The following is a 23,583-nucleotide window of genomic DNA, read 5'->3' on the forward strand; positions in this document are numbered from 1 at the left end:
TATCGCGAATGGTTTTAGATTCCTATTTTTGAGGATCTAAAATCATTTGTCAATATTCAAAATCTATTAAGATGGCAATTATAAAACCATTTAAAGGGCTTCGGCCTGCTCAGGATATAGTGGAAGAACTGGCTTGCCTTCCATACGATGTAATGAATTCGGAAGAGGCTGCGCAGATGGCGGAAGGAAAAGAAAGATCGCTGTTGCGCATCACTAAAGCTGAAATTGAATGTCCCGAAGTGGAGGATATTCACTCCGAGACCGTGTACAACAAGGCGGTGGCGAATTACAATGCTTTCCAGGAAAAAGGTTGGCTGGTGCAGGATGAGGAAGCCAAATACTACATTTATGCACAAACCATGAACGGGTTAACCCAGTACGGGATTGTGGGTGGCGCTGCCTGTGCCGATTACGAAAACGGCATCATCAAAAAGCACGAGCTTACCCGTCCCGAAAAAGAAGAAGACCGCATGGTGCTTACGCGTTACCTGAACGCCAACATCGAACCGGTTTTCTTTGCCTACAAAGCGGTTCCCGAGATCGATGCCATTGTTGAGAAGATTGTAAAAGAACAAAAGCCGGTATACGATTTTACGGCGGAAGATGGTTTCGGACACCATTTCTGGACCATTGACGAGCCTGCAACCAATCAGCAGCTCGAACAGCTTTTTGCCGAAAAAGTTCCGTTTACCTACGTTGCCGACGGGCACCACCGTACTGCCGCAGCGGCTCGTATTGGACTGGAAAAAACAGCCCAGAACGCCGGTCATACCGGAAACGAAGAATACAATTTCTTTATGGCTGTTCATTTCCCGGATAACCAGTTGCAGATCATTGACTACAACCGCCTGGTGACCGATTTAAACGGTTTGTCGGATGTTGATTTTCTGGCGGCACTTTCCGAAGGTTTCAACGTAGAGAACATGGGCCCCGAAATTTACAAACCGGCTGGTTTACACGAGTTCAGTTTGTATTTGGGTGGAAACTGGTACAAACTTACCGCCAAGGAAGGTACGTACGATGATGCTGACCCGATCGGAATTCTTGATGTGACCATTCTTTCGAACCAGGTGCTCAGTCCGATCCTGGATATCCAAGACCTGCGAACTTCGAAACGCATCGACTTCGTGGGAGGAATCCGTGGTTTGGGTGAATTGAAACGCCGCGTTGATTCGGGTGAAATGAAAGCCGCTTTTGCTTTGTATCCGGTTTCCATGGAACAGCTGATCAATATTGCCGACAGTGGAAACATTATGCCTCCAAAAACCACCTGGTTCGAGCCCAAGCTACGATCAGGCCTGGTAATTCACAAACTGGATTAAGAAAGTATCGAAATAAAATAGAAAGTCCCGGTCTGTCGTTTGACAAACCGGGACTTTTTTTAGGAGCGGTTGCGAAATTACTTCGCGGCAATCTCTCTCAGAAACTTTGCCGTAGCTGCCGGAACATCATCCGGAACATAGGTAATTTTCTCGGGGCTCACGCCAAACAGCTTTCCAAACCAAACACACCCGGCAAGGTAGCAGCCATTGGCGCTCGCGTGGTACCGGTCGCTGGGGCTCCAAAGGTCAACGTTTTTGTCTTTTTTCTGTGAAAGAAAAAAGGCATCGCCCGACTCCAGTTTGGGCGCGTCGTAGCGCTTAGCCAGTGTTTTGTAGTTCTTGTTCAGCTTTTTATACATTTCCTTATATGAAATACTGTATTCGTCCAGCCTTTTGCAATCCGGCGCATAAGGCCAGGTCTCGTGCACATAAATCTGGGCATCAGGTGCATATTCCTTTACATGCTTGACAATCTGATCGGCATAAGGCTGAAAGGTTTCCTTCCGGAAACTGTTTCCGCTAACCTGTTGAATGGTTACCACGTCCCAATCGTTGCTTTGCAGCAGGTCTTTTAGCGATTGTCCCTTGTAGGGTTTCTCGTTGGGATCTTCCGTGCTTTTTCCGATCAGTCCGGCATGTCTTTCCAGCGAACAACCGCCCAAGTTTGCTTTTTCAATCAGGATGTTGCATCCTTCCACCGATTGGGTGATTTCATTCAGGTAATGGCAGGCGTTGTCAGCAAAACTATTGCCGATGGTCAAAACTTTGATCGTGTCCAAAGCGCCGTTGCTGCTTCCTGTTACAGCAAAAGATGGTTGGACGGAAAACGCCAGAATGCTGCAAAAAACAAGAACATGCAGAAAAATTGATTTTATCTGTCTCATAATAAGGGAAATAATTTTAAAGGCTTAAAATTGCCTGTTGTAGGTTTCACAATATTCCCAAATGTATGGATTTATTCCGGCCATTTAATTTCCACGCCTTGTTTTTGGATGAAATCCTGGAACTCATTTAAGTATTTCCGGTTTTCCCAAACCTGGCGGGGTGTTACGTTATTCTTTCCTGAAAACTGTACCAGCATCCCAACCACTTCTCCAATGTTCCATTCAACCGGATGCAGGCGGTAACAGCCGTTGGTAATGTGCGTACTTCCGATGTTTTTGGCAGCCGGCAGCAGGTTTTCCATCCGTTGCGGAATTAAAGAACCGAGCGGAATTTCAAACGGCAGTGATGGCAAATCGATGTAGTTGTCGCCCTGGGTGGTCGGGTGCAGATCGAGGTAGTAAGAGCCAACGCCAATGCTGTCGTAGAAACTTTCCGATTTTTTGGAAGCAGCTTCTCCTTTTACCAGTTTCCGGTTTTCAACGCCCACGTGTTCCTCCAGAATGGTAAACATGGCTTTTATACGTCGTCCTTCGCGGATGTACGGGTATTTTGCCATCCCGTCTTCAGTTCCGAGCATGTCTTTTCGCAAGCGGATACCCGGCCAGCCGGCGCCGCCATCGGGGCGTTCCACTTCGGTTTGCAGCCAGTAAACCAGCGAACGGTTTAACTCGCGGGCGCCTTCTACGTGTTTCTTAAATTCTTTTTCGCTTACATCCACCAGGTTGCCCAGCATGTAGTCGTTTTGCGGCCAGTTAATAATGGTAATGTCGCCCGAATAAAGGCCCGGGGTGAAATTATGCCGGTTGATAATTTTCCGGTAGTTCCACAAATTCAGCACGCTGCCCGTGGCACCGCCCTCGGGATGAAATCCCAGTTTTTTAGGTTCCAGAGTTGATGGAGTGGAGTAGGTGAGGTCGAGTAAACGTCCCGGCCACGAAGGTGTCAACTGCGGAATATAATTTTTCCAGAAATCGTATTTCTCCGGTTTGTCGATTACATGGTTTTCGCCGGGGCAATAATCCAGCGCAAAGCAAAGTGTAAAAGCCTGCTGGTTTTCGGTGCTGCCTTTTTCAGGAGCGTGAAGTTCGCCCGTTTCTGCTTTTGATTCGGTGCCAAGGTAGTATTCTGCACCTGAAAGCGGCAGTAATTCACCTGTCTCCGTAGCATCAGCGAAATAAGGAGCTCTCAGCCAGTATTCGTTTCCCGATTGCAGGTTCCGGACCGCGAGTGCCTGAACCTTGTTGCTGCTTACTTCTGCTTTGCTGACTTTACTGTTCAGCAATATCGTCAGCTTACCGGTGCTGATGTAGGGAGCCAGCATTTCGTACAAGACGGCCAGTCCTACACGTGGTTCCACGCATAAACGCGAAACGGCTCCGTCGCCCGGATTCAGGTTTTCGCGGGCTGCTGCATCGGGTGTTAGCGGATAATTTTTCCGGTAGTAATTCCGGAGTGCCGTACGGAAATCGCGGTACAATTGGGTGGCACCGTGTGTTTCAATCCAGCGGTGTTCATCAAAAGGCACGCCTTGCTGGGTTAACTGCCCGCCAATCCAGTCGGTTTCTTCGGTCATAATTACGGAAAGCCCGTTGCGGAGTGCGCCTAAAGCACAGGCGCAACCGCCCATTCCGGCGCCGGCAACCACCAGGTCGGCAGTCATTTCCGAATGTCCGAATCGTTTCTTAGCAGCAGGGCTGGCAGCCGAAGTGGCCGGTATTGAGATAAAAGGAGCCGCAGCCAAAGCACTGCTGCCTGCTCCCAACATTCCTATAAAATTTCGTCTTTTCATATTTATTTTTTCAAATTTTTCAGAATTTCGTCTAGCGAATAATTCCAGTTGAGCATGGTGCCCAAAACCGGGATAAGCATGTGGCCCGATTTTAATTGTCCGCGGTAGGAAGGGTGCCAGTCAGAACCCAGGTCCTCTTCTTTATTAAGCAGGTTTCCCGGTATTCCGACAAAAACGATCTCCAAAGCTTCCAGTTCTGTCCGGAGTTCTTCCACCATTTTTTTTGTGTAGGAAAAACAGGGTTCGTTGATCATGGGGCCGGTTACGCAAACGATTTTTGCGTGCGGAAATTCGAGGTGTAGTTTGTTGATCAGTTTTTTCCCGGCGTTAATAAAATCGGGTTCATCAGGAAATGGCTGCGTACTGAAATCATTTGTGCCCAGGTTGATGACGATGGCATCCGGCACATATTCCTGCAAAGGATAGGTACGAGTGGAATCTTCATCGAGCAGGTACTCCAAACGGGCGGGCATCGGTGCCAGCTTGGTGGAAATTTTTTCTTTGTCGCCGTAATTGCGAATCATTCCAAGTCCCGAATGCGAAATCAGATGGTATTGAGACTCAAACGCCCGTGCAACGATGGTTGCATAGGATTTCTCGCAGTTTTCGGTGGCTGGTTTAAAGCGCTCTGATTTGTCTTTTCCTTCGGTTCCGTAACCACAGGTGATCGAGTTCCCGATAAACAGGAGTTTCCTGGCAGGAAGCGGCGCCGGTTTCAGAAGACTTTCTTTCGCACCCACATAAATGCCTGTAAACTCAGCGATTCCCATTCCACCTTCGGTTCGCTTTACAATTCTTAGCTGGTGAGTTCCTTTTGATAATTTTCCGGGATACCACCAAAGGGTATCGTTTACTGCGTACAGAACCTGCTCCGGACGATCATCGACCCAAACATTGAAATAGTTACGGTCTCCGCCTTTTATTTGAATGCCCAGTTTTTGCCCGGTAAAAGCCGTAAAAATGCTTACTCCCGGCCAGTTGTATTTTACGGCATCAGCAGTTGGCTGAACACGGCCCATGTACTGGAACGCATCGTCGCCAGCCGGATAAAATTTTGCGTTGCTTTGCACCTGAGCCATGGTTGGCACGGCGTAAATAAACAGCAGAAGCAGAAGTAGGGTGATTCCCGTATTCTTCATCATTGTTGTTTTAGTTGGTCAATTTTTTCGAGGGTTTGCCAGCATTGATAAAGACCGCGTGGTACGTGGAAACAACCTTTCCATTTGCCGCCTTTTAACGGCAGCAGTACTTCGCCGCGGCGGTTGAGGTAACCAAACCACTCGGGATGTTCTTCGTCTTTAAAATGAGTCCAGGCGTAGTCGTGTACTTTTTTAAACCACTCCAGGCTTTTCTCCGAACCGGTTAGCTGGTAGCCTTTCAGCATGGTAATCAGTGTTTCGATGTGCACCCACCAGAGTTTTTGGTCCCATTCCAACTGTTGTGTCGGGTGTCCCAAACGATCCATAAAATAGAAAATACCGCCGTATTGTTCGTCCCAGCCGTATTCCACCATTTTTATTGCAATATCATTGGCTTGTGTAACAAGCTCCGGACGGTTTAACCGAACTCCCAAATCCATGATGAACCACATGGCTTCGATGGCATGCCCGGGATTGAGCAAGCGCCCGTCGAAAGTATCCGACAAACTGTCATCTGTATGTAAATTCTCGACCACCAAGCCCAATTCCGGACGGTAGAACACATCCATAACTTCGTGGATACAGGTTTCCATGGTTTGCTTCAAAAACTCTTCATCCAGAAGATGCTCGATTTCAAGTGCCAGGTTGCACAGAATCATTGGTAAGGCAAAGTTTTTCAGGTTGCGTGTGCCCGGGTAAGCTTTGTTCCAGTGTCCTTTCGGGTTCTCTGTTTTCGACAAAATAATGTCGAAGGTTTTCAATGCAATGTCGGCATATTCCTGGTTGCCGGTTGCTTTGCTAAGCTGGCCAAAAGCCATGGTTGCAAAAGTGTACGAGAAGATGTTGTACGGCTCAATCAGCGGTTTTCCTTCGCGGGTAAGCGAAAAATACCAGTTCAGGTTGCCGTCGTGCCCGTATTTTTTGAGGAATTCAGCTCCCTGAATTGCCGCATCAAGCCATTCCTGTTTTTGCTCAACCTGGTTGTAAAGCATCGAAAACAACCATACTTCACGTCCCTGTAGCCAGATAAATTTATCGGTGTCAAAAACTTCTCCTTCGCGGTCGAGGCAGGTGTAAAAACCGCCAAAATCCTGGTCTTGCGACTTATTCAACCAGAACGGAACCACGTTGTTGAGTAGTTCCGCTTTGTATTGCTCAGCTAAATTTTTAAAATCCAGTGTTTCCATGTTATCCTTTTAATGCTGCCAGGTATTCCTGGTAACGGTTGTACAAATGTCCGGCTTGCAGGTAGGCCGACTGCGGGCTCATAAAGTGTGAAAATTCAAAAGTAATGGCCTGCTCCATTCCAACTCTTTGGGCAGCTTCCAGCTTCATCAGCAGTTTTTCCCATTTGATGGGTAAAAATTTGATGGGCATATCGCGGTCGAAAGTTTCGGAGTTGGTCCAGCTGCGGATGCCGTATTTGTCGGCCAGTTGTTTGTTGACACGCAGAAAATCGTCCAGTTCGTCAAATTCAATATGGCCATCCTGGAAAGCTACAATGTCGATGGCATCTTTAATTCCGTCAAAAATTTCATCCCAGTCCTGCTCGTGCTTTTTCAGACTCACGCCCAGATCGCGGCTGGTTTCGTTGTTGTACTGGCTGATGTTTTTTACCCCGTCGATGTACGGCGATATCAGGGTTGTCAGGTTTCCGGAAGCCGATTTGCAGTGCTCGCCCAAACCACGGTACATGTCGATGATGGCGCCCGTTTTACGGCTGCATTCCTGCGAAATGTACCAGCCTTTGAAGGCGTTCATGGTTCCATATTTCGACCATACCTCGTCGATTACCAGTTTATTGAGATCGAGTTCTTTTTGGAAGTCGCCCTTTTCCCAATATTTCCCTGAATCGTACAAGCCGAAATAGAAATCCATTTGATGTTTTTCGCTCAGCTCCAGGAACATCTGAACAAGGTCAACCGGTGGTTGGTATGCTTTTTCTCTTTCCAGCAAAATTTCGGAAGGATATGTCAGCCATTTCCTGTAGCCACTCCTGATTAAAATGACCGTGTTTATACCTACCTGCTTCATATAGGCAAAATCCTGGTCCCATTCTTTCCTACCCCAATTCTGATGTGGGATATCATGACTTATTTCGTCTAAGAAAGTGCCTTTGATCTTCATTTGATTCAAAATATCTTTTAAGTCTGTTTACTATTCTATAATTTAATTCCCTCTTGCTGAAATACTTCGCGCCATTTCAGGTATCCGGCAGCAGTCAGGTGAATACCATCGGCTGTATATGGAGGCAAAAGTTGCCCGTGTTCGTCAGCAAATTCTGAGTACAGGTCCAGATAGGGAATACGTTCCTCTGCCGCGATTGGTTTTAACAGCTCGTTCAGCAAAGCAATTTTGTCCGATTTGTTTTTCATGTAATCAAACCAGATAACTTTTTCGTTGATGGGGAGCACGCTTTGCAGGTATAGCTTTGTTTTGGGCGATTGGGTTTTAACTGCCTGTATAATTTCCCTGATTTTCCCGGCAATAACCTCTACGGGAACGCTGCGCCCAATGTCGTTGATCCCGATCATCAGAAAAATGGTTTTGGGTTTTGAAGCCACCACCTCGTCGATGCGGCTTAACACCCCGAAGCACACATCGCCGCCAATTCCGCGGTTAACGATGTTTTTGTTTTTGAAAAGCTCGTTCCAGTTGCCTCTTTCGGTTATGCTGTTGCCCAGGAATACAATTTCGTTTTTTGCATTGGGCAGACTTTCATAAAAGGCACGCAGCTTTTTGTAATGGTCGAAAGTGTAAGTTGTATCGTAGGGCAGCGGGTTTTGTGCCGTGCTTGTTTCAGAAAACAAGGTGCCTGCTGCGAGCATTATTCCAAACAGGAGGAATGCAATGCGTTGGGTTTTAAATTTCTTCATAATCTTTGATTTTATCCAGCCAGTTGAATTTGAGTATTACGGAAGTGACCGCGAAAAGGATCAGCGAGATGATCAGCCCGTTGTAGTGCCTTACCACCAGGTAAATAGGAGCCACGATGAGGGTCATTTGCCACACAATTCCCACCACAACGTTGAAACTGTCGCGTGCAAGGTCTTTGTTTTTGGTCAGGTTCGGGTATTTTTTCAGGGCTTTTTTATGTATTGGTCCCCACCAGCCCCACGGGCGTACATTTTTGTAAAACTCGATCAGTATTTCGTCATCCACGGGTTTCGAGAGGAAGCATCCGAGGAAACTTCCGGCAGAAGCCATCAGTAAGATGAGCGGAAAGAGGTAAATGTCGGGTGTATTGGGGAAGAACAGGAATTTTAGAGTAGAAGCCAGCAAGCCGGCTAGCATTCCCCAAAAATATCCGTAGCCGTTAAAGCGCCACCAAACCCATTTTAACACGTTGGCTGCCACGTAACCGCCGTAAAGCGACGAGGTGATCCACAAGGTGAGCGAGTTGATGGAGGCCGAGAAAAATCCGAAAATGATCCCTATAATTACGATCCCGATGGAAGCGATATAGCTGATCTGGATGTATTTTTTACTGGTAGCGTTCGGGTTGATGTACTTTTTGTACAGGTCGTTGACGATGTAGGCTGGCGCTGCGTTCACAAAGGCCGAGAAGGTGGACATAAAAGCAGCCAGCAGTCCGGCCATGATAATTCCTTTCAGCCCAACCGGAAGCAGGTTGTTGATCACATAAGGAAGGATCTTTTCAAAGTCGATCTCTCCGCCATCGGCTTTCATCATGGGCGCCACCAGCACAAGGCCGAGTATTCCAAGCCCTGCAACCATTAAGTAGCGGGGTGGGTATAGTACCAGCGAAGTAAGACCGCTCATTTTAGCTGCATCACGTGGCGTTTGCGTGGAAAGTACACGCTGCATGTCGTAACCGGGTACGGGGCCTGCCAGACTCGAAAAGATGCCTTTGAAAAACATCATCATAACCAAAGCACCCAGCATCCCAAAACCATCCTGGGCGATTTTGTCATTTACCTGGTCGAAAATTCCCGTCCAGTCGAGACTTGTTTTCCAGCTTGGCATAAGGTCGAACCAGCCAGCCGGCACTGCCGCATTAATCTCTTCGGCCGAAACCTTGTTCATGGCAAACCAGGCCACTGCAATACAGGCGATGGTCATCACAAAAAACTGCATCACTTCGGTTGCTACCACGCTGTACATTCCCCCTTTGATCACATAGATGGTTGTAAGCGACAGCAATATGGTTGCATATACGTATTCAGAAATAAAATGAAAGGAACCCACATAAAACGACAGATCCCAGGGGAAAATAGTGACAGCAAATTTTCCGATTCCGACAAAAAAGTATGCGATGAAGCCAATTGCACTGATGATGGCAAATACCACCACAATAATGTGCGAAAGTTTGCCGCCCTTTTGATCGCCAAAACGGGTAATGATCCACTCAGCCCCGGTCATAACATTGGATCTGCGGAGCCAGATGGCCATAAAAATCATAATGAATATCTGGTTCCAAACCGGCCACAGCCAAGGAATCCAGACACTTTTCAGACCGTACACAAAAAAGATGGTGACTGTCCAGGTGGTCCCGGAAATATCAAACATTCCCGAGCCGTTGGAAAGCCCCAGGTAATACCATTTTAGTTTGTTTCCTCCGAGGAAATAATTCTGAAGACTTGTGCTGGCTCGTTTGGATATCCAAAAGCCAATAAAAATACTGAGCAGTATATACCCGATAATAATGGATATATCGATTATGTCAAAGTTCATTTTTTGTTTTTTTTATATATGTAGAGCTCTGATTTCCTGAAAAATCATACTCTCCAAACTATTTTCTTTCTTACCATTCGGTTAACAACTACCATAATCAGCATTACCAGGCAAGCAGCCCTTAGTACACCTATCCAGGGATAACCTGAGGGATACAGTACATTGTAAAAACCAATTAAAAAACTGACGTGAAGCAGGGGAAACATAAACCATGTTGACATTACATAGGCCATCAGTGGATTACTTCCGGCTCCTTCAAATAATTTTACCCAACGGCTATTTCTGAAGTAGGCAACCACATAGTCGAGAAACATCAGCAGGTTGATGGAAATGCCTGCAGTTATCAGTAAATACGAAACGGTCACATAATCTTTTTTTATTCCGCCTTCCACCGGTTCAACCATCAAGCCGATAATAATCAGGTAGGCCGCCAGGGTAAACATTTGCCGGTATCCCGGAATGTATTTCGTTACGAGTAGATAAAGGAAAATCAAAGTTGCGGGAGTTACGATAAAAACGGCGGTGGTCCACCGGGCAAAAAGCGAGATGGTTAACCATACCGATACGGCCAATACTCCGGCAAAAAATATATGTTTCGAATTTCCATTGCCTGCTCTTTCACTGAATTCTTCAGAAGATTTAAGGCGTTTGGCTATGATGTCGCCAACCATGGTTGCGGGAATCAGCAGGAGCATGTAAAAGCTCATGCTTAATTTGAAAAACCACGAGATGGGTTGATAATTTTCGATGATAATACCTAAACCTGTGTGCTTACTGAGTACTTGCACTGCTGCCCAAAATATAAAAATAGCCAGGCGAGCAGTTGTGTTGTTACGTGAAATCAGCCAGCTGATGGCTCCCAGAAAGTATACACCGGCAAGCAGTAAAATTATAATGTTGCTGCGGTGTAGCGAAAATTCCTGGCCGTAGGTAAAACGGAAAATTAATAGCAAAAGTATTGCCCCTCCCCATCCGGCAATCCGGTAAATAATTTTCTTTTTGGCATCGCGAATTACAGCAAACATCGGAAACATCAGCAAGAAGCCCAAAAGAGTAAATATCTGGAGATCGTAACCTTTTACGTCTGTTCCCAACAGGTTCAGGTTCCAAAAGCCTTTACCAATTGCATGAGGCATAATGTGTGCAATGTAAATCGCAAAAAGTACCAGTACAGAAAAGCGTGTAAGAATCTGTCGGGTAATTTCTCCGATGGTTTGTCCTTTTTCGAGTTTTTTCCCCAGTGCCAGCGGAATGGCAGCTCCCATGCAAAATATAAATACGGGTAAAACCAGGTCTACCCAGGTAATCCCTGCAATTTCCGGATTAAAAGCATGGCTTGGTGGCGGGCATTGCGCGTGGTACATCCAGGCAGGCAAAACATTTCCAAACGGAATTGTTCCTGAAAGAATCATCCCAAAAATTGAGAGACCGCGTAAAACGTCCAAAGAAACGGCTCTGTTCATGTTCTTTATTTATAAATCCTGTTTAAATGTATTGCCAAAGCGGTCAACCACTTCAACTGTAATTTTTGCTGAAGATGAATGCGGCTTTGCCCGGAACAAATGCCTGGTAGGTAGTGCGCTAACCCACTTGTAGTCCAGCTTGTCCTTGTCGGAGTAGGCTTTTTGCGCTGCCGGATCGGTTCCGGTGTAGGCTTCCATTTCTCCCATCCGGGTGCCGTCTTCGTACCAGTAAACCTTCCACTCCGGGTCCCAGTTCCAGACGTTAGCCGTAATAAAATCGGGCTGTTCCTGATTTTCGCCCACCGCATAGGCGTTGAACTGATAATCTTTGCTGAAGCCGGCACTTTTATAATACCAACTCAGGTTTGGGCCGTCGGCTTCAAAAACTGCATAGCCTTTTGGGGTACCATCAAGGGCATAGGGTCCCTGCCACCAGGCGCCACAAACGGAAGAAATGTTGTGCTCAAAAAGTTTCGAAGATATTACAACATTATTGGAATAATGCATATGTCCCGAAATAATGTGTGCCTGAAACGGTTCCAGAATTTTGTACAAAGCGTTTTTGTTTGATACCGATTTGGAAATATTGGAATACGAGAATTGTTTTATGTCTTCTTCGCTCAGGGCGGTGGGGATGTGTAAAACAACCACTACCGTTTTCCCATCTTCCACATACGACAAGTCTTTTTCGAGCCACGATAGCTGCTTTTCATCCAAATACCCAATGTAGAAATAACTTCTGCCTATGTAGAATATGTCGTTCAGAACCACGTAGTGAACATCACCGCGATTAAAGGAATAATAAGCAGGGCCGAAATGTGATTCGTAAACATCGGCAGAAGCCTCGTTTGATCTTGAATTGTACCTCAGGTCGTGGTTGCCGATGGATTGGTAAAAAGGGATTTCAAGCGGAGTGAGCATGTTTTTTATGCTGTCGAAAAGGGAAGGGTTGTCGCCCACAATGTCGCCACAACCCATCCCGTGAAAAGAAAAACTATCGTACTTTTTCAATAACTCCTTTACATCGTTGGCCACTTCCTTCGCCTGCTCTGCCTCCGCTGCCGATTTTATCTGCGGATCGGCCCAAACAACAAAGCCATGTTGGGTGTCATCTTCCGTCTTTTTTAGCTGAAAGTCAAGTGTACTGTTTTTTTTGTTGTCCGAAGGAACAGCCTGGAAAAAACGGGGTACTGAATTTTCTGTTTCAACCGTATATCCGGCAGGAGATGAGAGGTAAACAAAACGGCTTTCGGGATCGACATTCAGCGAATATTTCCCTTTGTTATTTGTCAGGCACACCGAATAACCATCGGTAACCGCCACGCCGGCAATTGCTTTTCCGTTGCAACTAACACTACCTTTTACCACACGGTTTTTTACCGGGTTTCCGATTGCCGACGAATACAGTGCCAGCCCAATCAGTAATAACAAGAAAATATTCCGCTTCATGTCTGTTTTATTTCTCTTCCTCTTGTTTAAATCGACCTTTTGCTACTCTTTATCTTTTTTGAAGTAATCAGGATCAGCAGCCATTTTGAATCCATCTTCTACTTCTTTCCACATATTTTTTTGGATAATATGAACGATGTCAAAGACCATCAAACCATCAGAAGCCTGAAAGTTCATTGCGATGGAACGAGATAGTTGCGGACGGTTGTCGTAAAACTGATCCACCAGAATACCGCCGTAAAACGGATGACCGTTCAGAATACCTTTTATCTTTTCGCACGAGCCTTCTACACAATACCAGGTACCCCGGGCAGCTTTACTATCGGTTTCATTTTTTACCAGGTTGTTGCTTTCCAGGTACTCGTCCATTGTTACGTTGGTGTAATAGTTTCCAACGGTGAATAAATCAAGCACTTCGGCATAACCGTAGTTTTTATACCCGGGTGTTGCCCAGTTAAAGTCTTTTGAAACATCGTATTGGTTGCTTGCCCAGTTAACACCTACTTCAAAATAGGATGGATACCAGGCTCCGGTATAAGTCCCAAAGGAGATATTCGGGTTTACCTCTTTAACGGTTTGTGCGGCCAACGACATGAAGTTGTAGATGTTCATTGCGCGCCACTCCAACCATTTTTTGAAATATTTGCCAGGCACATAATCGCTTTTTCCGTTCTCGTCGGTTTTCCACTCATAAATATCTGCTGGGAAATTTTGGATTTTTTCTCCCAAATGCTCTTCAAATTTTTGTCTTGTGTAATCCGAAAAGTCAGCCATAATTCCGTCGTATCGAACGCGGTCGAGAATAATACCATCGAGTTCAGGGTATTTGGTAACCACTTCCTTAAAAACATTCAGGATATGTTCCTGGAAATCGGGATTGATCGGATTGATCATCGCTGAGTACTTTTTCTTTTGTGTCATTATGGAAACAATCCCTTCAGTGGGAGTATAAACCATGCTTGCCCATTCCGGGTGGTCAGTGTAAACCTGGCCGCGGTCAAAGAAATTGTGCCCGCCAACAAAGGTATTCATTGATACCTGTACCCGGATTCCCAACTCGTGTGCTTTTTTGATAAAATACCCCAAATAATCAAAATCGGGACGTTCAAAACCGTCCCATTCTGTCATTTGCGGAGCATAGTCGCTTTTGTACAGTACTTCGCCGGTAATCGGTCTGATATCAACCACTGCGTCGGTAAAACCGATGCTTTTAATTTTTTCCAGGTAGAAATCAATTGAATCAGGATAACTGAAACGTTCAAAATTGGCTTCTGCATCGAACCACATCAAGGATGGTTTGCCAATTGTTACAGGGGTTTCTTTTTTTTCTGCCTTTGGTGAACAAGACGAGAAAAAGATAATGGAAGTTAAAAGGACGAATATTAATGAATTCTTCATTCGTTTAAACTTTAATTTTTAATAATGATTATGGTTCTTCTGTCGCGGTTGCCCGGACTTATTTTGTTTGTTTATTCTGCGGTAGCAGCCTCTATACCTTCTTTTGCATAGTGCCACTGGTTTTTCTTTTTCAGGTGAATCATGTCAAAAAGGAAATAGCCGTCGCATGCACTCATTGCTGCATCTACCGATTGAACGATGGCCTGTCCGGTGGCAGCATCTGTGGCAGTTGCCCAATCTCCGTTTCCTATATCAGGCCCCCCTACAACAAGGGCATCGCCTTTAATTTTATCGGCCGCCTGAGAACAGAATCCCTGTATGGTCCATTCAGTTGAGCCATAAACCCTTGTAGGGGCAGCATAAGCGCCGATAAGGATGATGTCCATCAGATCAGCATATCCGTAATTTTTATACTCAGGGGTAGCCCAGTGTGAGTAACTCGCCGGTAAGGTGTAACGTGGGCTGGCCCAGTTTACGCCAACTCCGTAGTAGCTTCCATACCATCCTCCCACATATACTCCAAACTGCATCTCAGGGTTTACTGCTTTTACGGTATTCTTTGCTTTCTCCATAAAGTCGTGAATGACTTTAACCCTAAATTCCATCCATTTTTTCAGGTAGGTTGGTTGTGGGGAGGGTAGACTACCCACAGCGGTTCCTGGTGTCATTACATCGTTGGGAAAGTTGGCGACCGGATGGCCTAAATAGTTTTCGAACTTTGTTCTTGTATAATCCGAAAAATCGCTGTCGAAGCCGTCAAAACGACCTCGGTCAAGAATAATCCCATCCAGATCTTCATACGATGCGAGGTCAGTAAGCATGTCGCAAAGGTAATTTTGAACATCTTCGTGTACGGGGTTAAAGAATTTAGCACCCGAGGCGGTTCTGTCCAGTGTGTTTATGATTCCGTTTGTAGTGAGCAAAGAAGTGGCCCATTCTTTTCTGGATGAATTGCGGAATAGCATCCCGTCGGAACCGATAGAAGTTGTATTTCCTCCTGAAAAAGTATTTACCCCGGCGTACACATCCAGTCCCAGGCTATGTCCGGCATCAATAAATGCCTGGAGATAATCCCAGGTTGCAGTACGTTCAATTTTTGTAAATCCACCGGGGAGCCAGGCTCCTAACCATGAAACCTGATTTTCTACATCGGTATCAAAAAGTACATCGCCGGTGGTAGGTCTAACATCTACTACAATGCCTGTAAAACCGGCGTCTTTGGCAAGAGTCAGATCTCTTAAAATATTCTCTTTGTTATTGGCAAAATCCGGGAAGTTAGCAGCAGCATCGATCCAGATAATTCTTGGTTTATCTGCGTTGGGGATATCGTCGTCCCATTCCCACTCCGGGGTATCCGTTCCATTTCCTCCACATCCGGTCACATTAAATATCATGAATACAGATAAGGACCAGAAAATAATTGATCGTAGTTGTTTCATACTTTTCATTGCTTTAATAAAAAGCCACCGCGGTTACAACTGAACGTTGTTTTCCGTCGCTCGGCTTAATTGTTTCTTTTCCATTTATCAGCATACAGCTTGATCCTCCTCCATCAAGGTTCAGTGCATGTGTGCATCCTATCTCCAGTAAAATGTTTGCCACTTCGCTCAGTGTCAGTCCCTTTACTCCTTGAGTCATGTTACGTCCTTCGCAAACAAAAAACACCAGTTGCCCTGTTTTTGTTACTGCAATGGCCGATCTGGGGTGGTTGTTCTCAGGTCCCACTCCGCTGGCTGTATCAAATAATTCCTCTTCGTGCGTATTTACAATAATGCTGTTTTTAATCAAAACAGGGCCACCTCCAATACCATTTTTTGCATTCCATACAGAACCTCCTTCCGGGAAAGTGGCCGAAGGCTGGGGAAGTGGCGTTGATCCCGATTTGTTGTCGGCAGGATTTGGATACGCGTAAGTGGCTCCGTTAACGGAGTAAACCCAGTCAACCTGAAATTCCCCATTTTTCATTTCTGCAAATGCCCCTTTTGTCGGGTAGTAAATGAATTCTCCGTTTTGGCGAGAAACAGAAGGGTTATTGGCACATAGGGTTTCTGCGTTGCGACATAGCAAACTAAGCGATGCTCCTGCCCAAAAATAACCCCCGTTTAGAATAACGGTTTCTTTCCCCGCTATATAGAAATCATTCGGAGTATGATAGCCAGAAGCGTTTCCGAGAACTTTAAAGGTTGCACTGTTCAGATCGGCAACAGCTAAATAAGCAACGGCCTGTTTATTCTGAAGAACCCCGGCTGATTTATATACGCGAATATATTCAGGCAATTCGCCAAAGCCTGTTTGCAGCATCCATCCCTTGTCGGTGATCAGCGAATCTGCGGTACTTTCGTTCTTGACGGGATCTTCCCATTCCCATTCCCATTCATCTTTCTTTTGGTCGCTTCCGCAGGATGTTAGTGTTGCCATGTAAATGGCACCCAAAAACAGCAAAAAGATTAGGCGGCTATTTTTCATAGTCATTTAAAGTTGCAGAAAGAATTGGCAACGCTATTTTAATAGCGTTGCCAATTGGTTAAAAACAGAGTTTCTAAATATCGATACAGTCAAATTGGTATCCCACCACGTATCCGTTTGTGAACATGAAATACAGATAGAGATAATAGCCATCTTCTGATACAGTCAGGGCTACATCGCCTGTTCCGTTTCCGTTAACAACAGCCGGTGAAACTGATTTTCCTCCGTAAACGTTTCTCTCACACTCCCAAATTACAGCCGGGCAGGTTTTGGTGTCAAGGTTTCCTGCGAAATTGGCATCGGAGGTTACATCCAACAGCCAAACGGCGTCTGATGCTCCCCAGGAGAAGCTGTTTACCCAGTTGAGCGTTGTATAACCTGCATTGTTAAACTGAATATAGTCAACAGCATTCGGGATATAGTTGGTACTGATTACATCCAGTGCCTTTCTTACCGCATTGGTACTACCGTTCACCCAGGCAAATGTATTGTCGGAGTAAGATGCAACAAAGAAATCACTGTTTACATCACTACCTGATGTGTAAATAACATCGGCATTAGTAGTCCAGCCTTTGGCTAAGCCACTCATCTTAACGATTTCCGGAGTTTGCGAGCTAAGTACTCCACCGGTAACTGTCCAGCGGGCAATTTGCTGACCTGCGGCCAAAATCGGAGCAGTAATAATGGCATCGCTGTCGATGCTGCCTTGTATGGATAGTTTACGTCCGATAGCAACTCCTCCATTCCACTCGATCATAAGTTCCGGAGTAGAGGTTACCGAAGTTACTTTCCATACTTTAAACGAACCGGCATTGGGTGCCAGGTTACAAATCAGAATATTACCATCGTCGTCAGCCGTGTTGTAGAAGTTCGAAAGTGAGCCTTTTATGTCGCCCAATTCAATTTCTCCAACTTTTTCTCCGGTTTTAGGATCAATGTAAATACTGTTCTCGTTACGTGTATTAATTACCACATAATCACCGGTTGCGGCAATACCGCCCGTAAGGTTGTCTACAGTAATGCCCAGATCAGCTTTAAGTTTCTTCGCAAAAAGAAGTTTGGCGCTTCCTGCACGAATACCATAATTCAGCTTGTTCGGAACTTCTTTTTTTACCGTGTAAACATTTTGGGTTGTTCCATCATGTGCCGTTACTGTAAGTTGTAAATCCTGGTTGTAATTCAGTGCCGTAGTTCTGGGGTCAGGAGAAATCGTTGCATGATAAGAGATGGTTACTTCAGCAAGGGCTGGTTCCAGCTCTTCCAATGCCACCAGCGAAATGGTTTTGGCTGATTCGTTGATCACACCTGCCAATCCGAGTGACGGTAGCTTAAAGTCGGTAATAAACGCAGCCGAGCTTTTTACAATTTGCCCGGTAACTGTATATTGCTTTCTCTGCTTTAACTGGTCTGTGACAGTTATCGTATTCTCCTGGGTAAGGTCCATGTATAGCAGGGATGGTTCAACCAATACGTTGTCGTCCAGATTGGCAGATACTCTCATGTGTTTCAGTTGAGCTTCTGTTACCTGGTTGTCACTGCTTTCCGGGAAAAAGTAAGGTATTGGGATGACAATACTTGAGCTGTCATTACCAGATATATAGCCCGTAAATTCGCCTGTTCCGTCATCAAATTTTGCCTTTATACTATTGATTCCGTTTCTGGAAACCGAAGGAATCAGATCTTCCGGTTCCTGGCAACCACTTATTATAATAAGCAGGCCCATTATGATTGCAATTATATTTCTATTCATCATCTTCGGTCTTGTTATTTCCATTCGTCATATTGTTCGATGGCCGAGTTATTGGCCAATTCGCTATAAGGAACCGGGAAAACGTATGTTTTCTGCAGGAACTTGCGGTCCTGTAAGTCGCAATCAACCAGTTCGTAATGGTAGTCTGCACCGTTTTGGGTGATTTTCATGCCATGAACCCGGTAATTGTTGTATTCAACGTGTGCCAGTTTCCACCGACGCATATCCCAGTAGAGGTGCCCTTCGTAAGCCAATTCAATTTTACGTTCGTGGCGAATGGCATTAAACAGGTCTTCGCCAGTAATGCCTGATTTAGCAGGTAATGCAACACCGGGACGAGTGCGTACCGTATTGATGTCGCTAAGAGCTGGCCCACTTTTTCCAAGACGGTAGTTGGCTTCTGCCCTGTTTAAGTAAACCTCTGCCAGGCGAATCTCAACCCAGGTTTGATCGCTTTTGAAGGTTTCCAAATCGGTGTGTGCTTCGTCTCTTAGTTTACGCAGGTAGTAACCGGTAACAGTTCTGCCTTTTGTATAGGTATCGGCGCGGTATCCCATGTACCTGCCATTCGTGCCGTTTTCCGAATTTTCCATGGTTTTGCCCTGCCAGGTCGCACCGTTGTATATAACAGAAGCTTTAAAGCGAGGCTCGAGTTGCTCGTACGGAGGACGCTGAGTTGTTCCACCGTCTGCATGCCATGGAGACCAGTCGACCGTTTGCCCTGTAGCAGTTTCGTATGCTTCCACCATCTCTTGGGTTGGTACGGCATTGCCACCTTCGTTTTCTTTCTCTCCAAAAGTAGCGTAGGTTCTGTCGAAAGAATGGTTGGGGCCGGTAACCAGGTAATTATATTCGAGTATGGACTCCGAGTTTCCACCTTTCCAGGCTTCTTCGTAGCTATCGGTGAGGCTGTAAATTTGCAGATTGATTACTGAGTCAGCGGCATCAACCACTTCTTGCCAACGGCCGGCATAAAGCATAGCCCTGCTTTTTAATGCAAAGGCAGCACCTTTCGTAATTCTTCCTTTGTTGGCATTGTCCCACTGTTTAGGCAACACCGATGCGGCAAAGTCAAGATCAGATTCAATCAAATCCCAGGTTGCTTCCTCTGACGAGCGATTGATATCTTTTTGCAAATTCATGTCGGTGTAAAGGATTACTCCACCATGACGCTTTGCTAACTGGAAATAAAGGAAAGCTCTGAAAAAACGAGCCTGGCTTTCGAATAATTGCTCGGTAGCATCATCCAGTTGAGAATATTTCTCTAAACCAACCAGGAATTCGTTGATTCTTCGGATTCTTTCGTAAGTGTCTTTCCAGGTTCCCAGAAGGTTTCCTGTGGCCGACATTGTTTCTGGTGTAAAAACGTACAAGTTTGAATTACCAGCAGTTGCTCCCGGCACATAAGAACCGTATTTTAGTGTTTCTGTTAATCCTTCGGTTAAAGAGCCTTTAAACTGGGAGTTACCGAAACTACCGTATCTGTCAATGTAGGGATAAAAGCCGTTGATATACAGTTGTACGTTTGCTTCACTCTCCCAAGCCAGCTTGTCTGAGATCCGGTCGGAAGGAGTTGTGTCCAGAAATTCATCACATCCTACCAAACTGACAATTCCCAGTAAGAAGACTATTTTAATTAAATGCTTTTTCATGATTCATTTACCGTTTAAAATGTCAATTTAATACCTGTTGAAATAACCCGTTGTTGCGGATAGTATCCGTTGGAAACTCCCGGTTGCTCAGGATCTATATTGTATTTTTCCAATTCGCTAAATGTTAATAGGTTTTGGCCTTCAACATAAACCCTGAGGTTGTCGGCGCCAAAACTTCTCATCCATTTTACCGGAAATGTATAGCCTAATTGTAGCGATTTAAGGCGGATATAGTCGCCACTCCTATACCAGAAGGTCGAAGAATAGGCATTGTTAGAGCTGGCAGGTACCAGGCTTAGTCTTGGGAACTCGCCATTTGTATTATCTTCTCGCCATGAATTTTCAAGAAGGAAAACAGGTGAGTTTCCTCCGTGGTAGAACGGACGTGTCATTGAAGTGTTGTCCATAATTCCACTACTGTATACACCGGTAAGGGCTACGTCACGTCCCAGACCCGACTGCCATAACATTGAAAGATCAAAGCCTTTCCAGTCTGCATTAAAAGTAATACCTCCCACAAATTTTGGATAAGAAGATTTTCCGGTGTAGCCGCGATCTTGCTCATAGGAGATCACGCCGTCACCGTTTCTATCCAAATATTTAATATCACCCACGCGAACATCTTTTCCAACAATTAGAGGAGAGTTATCTATTTCTTCCTGCGATTGAAACAGGCCCAGCGCAATAAATCCAATTTGTGAACCTACTTCTTTTCCGGTAACCTTAAGCCAGTCCGGGGTATTTGGCGAGTCGCCATATTTCAGCCAGCGTCTCAGGGTATAAGTACCATTTACACCGATGCTATATGAAAAATCGCCGATTTTGTTTCTATGTGTAAGGACAAGCTCAAAACCTTTGTGGTCTTGCTTGTTTTCATTGGCATATCCAAAAACATAACCTCCGTACGAGTCGGGATAGGTTGATGACACCGAACCCAGCATGTCGTAAACGTATTTGTAGAATACATCAAACTCCGCTCCTAACAACCCGTTCCACATAGAAAGGTCGAACCCCAGGTTGTATTGAAGAGCCTTTGCCCATGTAAGGTTAATATTGGCAGGCTTTGAAGTCATGAGTCCGCTTAGTCCTGTTCCATTAATAACCAGTGCAGGGTCCTCTAAGAACGATAAAGTACTGAGGAAATAGTAGGGGTCAATATCGGTTTTACCTGTTAACCCGATACTCCCTCTTAGCTTCAGGTTGTCAACATTGTTAATCGAGTTTTTAAACCAGTCTTCTTCCGAGATTCTCCATCCCAGTGAACCTGCGGGGAAGGGACTCCATCTTTTCCCTTTTATCATACCGCCAAAAACATAACTGCCATCGTAACGGAAAGAAGCTTCAGCCAGGTATTTACGTTTGTAGTCATAATTGAGTCGACCTAGAAATCCAGCTTTTCTTTTAACATAGCTTGAACCCGATACATTGTTTTTCTCGTCCAACGTAGCAAAATCAAGTTCATCCAAATCCAGAATGTCAAAATCGTACCCATAGGCTCCAAATTTATTTCCGTCTTGCTGAGACGTCTCTATGAGCCCTAAAGCGGAAATATTATGGTCTCCAAAAGAATTTTCGTAGTTAACTGATGTGTTGGTGGTAAGAATAGAGTAGTGAGACAGTCCTTCCACCAGGCTTGTATTTGGGCCTCGTGCATCGTGGGTGTATACGTACGAAATGTCCTTGGTAGCCGCGGTTGGCAGAGTTGCAATTTTTGTGAAGTAAGGTGTTGAGAACGATTTGGATGTTTGATAAGAAACATCGTAGGCACTCATAAACTTCAGGCTTAAGCCTTTTACCTGAGGAACATTGTATTTTAACGCCAGGTTGGTTTGAAGAATGTTTGTTTTAACATTGCTGTATCCTGTCAGAGCAGAGGCCGCCAACGGGTTTACGTAAGAGCTGGCTGTTCTTGTGGATACCGGGATACCATCAATTTCCATCGGAACATATGGATGCGCACGCATGGCCTGTTGCGGAATGTTGTTCCAGTCGCCAGGAGTGGCAGAGTATCCGGGACGTTTTCTATCTTCAATTCTACCTGCAATGTCGAAAGTAAGTGTGAGATTTTTTGCAATTGAGGCGTCAATATTTGAACGAAGGTTTAAACGGTCGTAGTTAAATCCTTCCACGTTACCTTCTTGCTGGTAATTTCCCAGGGATACAAAGTATTTGATCTTTTCGGTTCCCCCGGTGGCATTCATGTTTAAGTTCAGATTGTTTCCAATACCGAATGTTTCGTCGTACCAGTTTGTGTTTCCCCAACCGTCAGACGGATCGTTATTGAGCATCTTTTCAATATGTTCTGACGAAAAAACAGGTTCGTCACCATCCATTTCGCGGGCTTTGTTGTACCAGTAGGCGTAACCAGGTCCATCCAGCATTTCGAGCATAACAGCATTGTCGCTGATTCCGTATGAGGCGGTAAATGATATTTTAGAGTCAGCTACACGCCCTCGCTTAGTAGTTACAATTACTACAGAGTTGGCATCCAGTCCATAAACCGAAGCGGACGAAGCATCCTTTAACACCGAAACCGTTGCAATTTCGTTCGGGTCAATTTCTGAGAAACTTCGCTCAATACCATCAACAATGTATTTTGCTTCTGACCCACGAACTAAAATACTGGCACCGTCGGATCCGGGTTGTCCTGATTGCTGAAGAGCGACAACTCCGGAAACAAGTCCTCCAAGCTTACTCGTAATGTTTCCTACAGGTGCTTTTAATAATTCCTCACCAGATACCTGAGCAACAGCACCGGTTACCGACTGGCGTTTCTGGGTCCCGTAACCAACTACTACCACTTCATCGATTCCTTCAGTTGAAGCACTGAGTTGAACGTCTATTTTTTGCCTGCTCCCTACTTTTTCTTCCCTGGTTGTAAAACCGATGAAAGAAAAAACAAGAATAGCGTCACTGTTTTCAACAGAAATTGAATAGTTACCGTTAATGTCGGTAACTGTTCCTGTTAGTTTTCCTTTTATAGTAACTGAAGCCCCAATCAAGGGATCTCCGTTTGCTTCTGATACACTTCCTTTTACCATTGTTTGTGCAATGGAGTATTGCGAGAATACGCACATAAAGAGAATGAGCAGAAAACCAACCTGATAAATTCTTTTTTTCATCATATCAATTAGCATTGATTCACTCTTAAAATGATCTTTAATTCTTAAAGCAGTTTGTCTGAAATATTTTGATATTCCTTTGTTAGTGACATTCTATCTGGATGGTTGCGAGTATTTCTGTTTGATCATCACAACCTTCAGTTTTGTAAAATAGAATGTTTGCAGAGAGTTTTTGTTTTTAATCAACCAAATGATTGAAAACAAATCTTTTATATTACTGAGAAAAAAAGTAAATTTGATGCATCTAATTTACTTAGTAGCCTGTCCTAGCGCCTCCGAAGCCTTGTGGCAGGCTTTTTTTTGTGAACTGTTTAGTTAATCTTTCATAATTTCATTGTTTTTAGTCGGTTACTGTTCTATGGATTTGTTATAATAATTGTAGCTGATTAAAAACAATGGCGCCCGCTCCTTTGATGGTTGCATCTTCGGCAGAAGAGAACATCAGTTCGCAGT

General features: G+C 45.0%; 16 protein-coding genes. 1 reads left to right on the forward strand and 15 read right to left on the reverse strand.

From position 1 onward, the window contains the following. Window positions 1–71 precede the first annotated feature (71 nt). A complete protein-coding gene (locus tag D1614_RS20515) occupies window positions 72–1,322 on the forward strand; it encodes a DUF1015 domain-containing protein (RefSeq protein ID WP_119439860.1) in 1,251 nt (416 codons plus the stop codon). Window positions 1,323–1,399: 77 nt separating this feature from the next. Here D1614_RS20515 and D1614_RS20520 read toward each other — a convergent pair whose 3' ends face one another. The 15 genes from D1614_RS20520 to D1614_RS20590 form a co-directional block, all read right to left on the reverse strand. After that, on the reverse strand, window positions 1,400–2,206 hold the full coding sequence (locus D1614_RS20520; RefSeq protein ID WP_119439861.1) for a DUF4886 domain-containing protein: 807 nt from the start codon (window positions 2,204–2,206) through the stop codon (window positions 1,400–1,402). A 71-nt stretch (window positions 2,207–2,277) separates the two neighbouring features. Further along, window positions 2,278–3,996: an FAD-dependent oxidoreductase gene (locus D1614_RS20525; RefSeq protein ID WP_119439862.1), complete on the reverse strand. Its 1,719-nt coding sequence runs from the start codon at window positions 3,994–3,996 to the stop codon at window positions 2,278–2,280. A gap of 2 nt (window positions 3,997–3,998) precedes the next feature. Continuing rightward, window positions 3,999–5,135, reverse strand: coding sequence for an SGNH/GDSL hydrolase family protein (locus D1614_RS20530; RefSeq protein ID WP_194086717.1), 1,137 nt, complete (start codon window positions 5,133–5,135; stop codon window positions 3,999–4,001). Then, the gene (locus D1614_RS20535) at window positions 5,135–6,322 is read right to left on the reverse strand and encodes a n-acyl-d-glucosamine 2-epimerase (RefSeq protein ID WP_162304590.1); all 1,188 of its coding nucleotides are present in this window, start codon (window positions 6,320–6,322) and stop codon (window positions 5,135–5,137) included. The genes D1614_RS20530 and D1614_RS20535 overlap by 1 nt, the downstream gene beginning before the upstream one ends. A gap of 1 nt (window position 6,323) precedes the next feature. Then, window positions 6,324–7,262 carry a DUF4434 domain-containing protein gene (locus tag D1614_RS20540; RefSeq protein ID WP_119439864.1) on the reverse strand — a complete coding sequence of 313 codons (939 nt, stop codon included), beginning with the start codon at window positions 7,260–7,262 and terminating at the stop codon, window positions 6,324–6,326. A gap of 35 nt (window positions 7,263–7,297) precedes the next feature. Continuing rightward, complete coding sequence (locus D1614_RS20545; RefSeq protein ID WP_119439865.1) at window positions 7,298–8,011, reverse strand: GDSL-type esterase/lipase family protein; 714 nt, start codon at window positions 8,009–8,011, stop codon at window positions 7,298–7,300. Continuing rightward, on the reverse strand, window positions 7,998–9,830 hold the full coding sequence (locus tag D1614_RS20550) for a sodium:solute symporter family protein (RefSeq protein ID WP_119439866.1): 1,833 nt from the start codon (window positions 9,828–9,830) through the stop codon (window positions 7,998–8,000). Before D1614_RS20550 ends, D1614_RS20545 begins: the two co-directional genes overlap by 14 nt. A 44-nt stretch (window positions 9,831–9,874) precedes the next feature. Beyond that, window positions 9,875–11,293, reverse strand: a complete 1,419-nt coding sequence (locus tag D1614_RS20555) for a DUF5009 domain-containing protein (RefSeq protein WP_119439867.1) — start codon at window positions 11,291–11,293, stop codon at window positions 9,875–9,877. A 9-nt stretch (window positions 11,294–11,302) separates the two neighbouring features. Further along, entirely contained in the window at window positions 11,303–12,742 is a 1,440-nt protein-coding gene (locus tag D1614_RS20560) for a calcineurin-like phosphoesterase C-terminal domain-containing protein (RefSeq protein WP_119439868.1), read from the reverse strand. Between the two features lie 42 nt (window positions 12,743–12,784). Further along, entirely contained in the window at window positions 12,785–14,140 is a 1,356-nt protein-coding gene (locus D1614_RS20565) for an alpha amylase family protein (protein ID WP_119439869.1), read from the reverse strand. Between the two features lie 71 nt (window positions 14,141–14,211). After that, window positions 14,212–15,579 (reverse strand): alpha amylase family protein, encoded by a 1,368-nt coding sequence (locus D1614_RS20570; protein ID WP_119439878.1) that lies wholly within the window; start codon window positions 15,577–15,579, stop codon window positions 14,212–14,214. Window positions 15,580–15,592: 13 nt separating this feature from the next. Further along, a complete protein-coding gene (locus tag D1614_RS20575; protein ID WP_175579295.1) occupies window positions 15,593–16,606 on the reverse strand; it encodes a phosphodiester glycosidase family protein in 1,014 nt (337 codons plus the stop codon). Window positions 16,607–16,679: 73 nt separating this feature from the next. Beyond that, a complete protein-coding gene (locus tag D1614_RS20580) occupies window positions 16,680–18,359 on the reverse strand; it encodes a DUF5018 family protein (RefSeq protein ID WP_241558143.1) in 1,680 nt (559 codons plus the stop codon). Window positions 18,360–18,370: 11 nt separating this feature from the next. Then, window positions 18,371–20,008 (reverse strand): RagB/SusD family nutrient uptake outer membrane protein, encoded by a 1,638-nt coding sequence (locus D1614_RS20585; RefSeq protein ID WP_119439872.1) that lies wholly within the window; start codon window positions 20,006–20,008, stop codon window positions 18,371–18,373. Window positions 20,009–20,022: 14 nt separating this feature from the next. After that, complete coding sequence (locus D1614_RS20590) at window positions 20,023–23,133, reverse strand: SusC/RagA family TonB-linked outer membrane protein (RefSeq protein ID WP_241558144.1); 3,111 nt, start codon at window positions 23,131–23,133, stop codon at window positions 20,023–20,025. Window positions 23,134–23,583 lie beyond the last annotated feature (450 nt).

The organism is Maribellus luteus (assembly GCF_003576475.1).
GTDB classification, from domain to species: Bacteria; Bacteroidota; Bacteroidia; order Bacteroidales; family Prolixibacteraceae; genus Draconibacterium; species Draconibacterium luteum.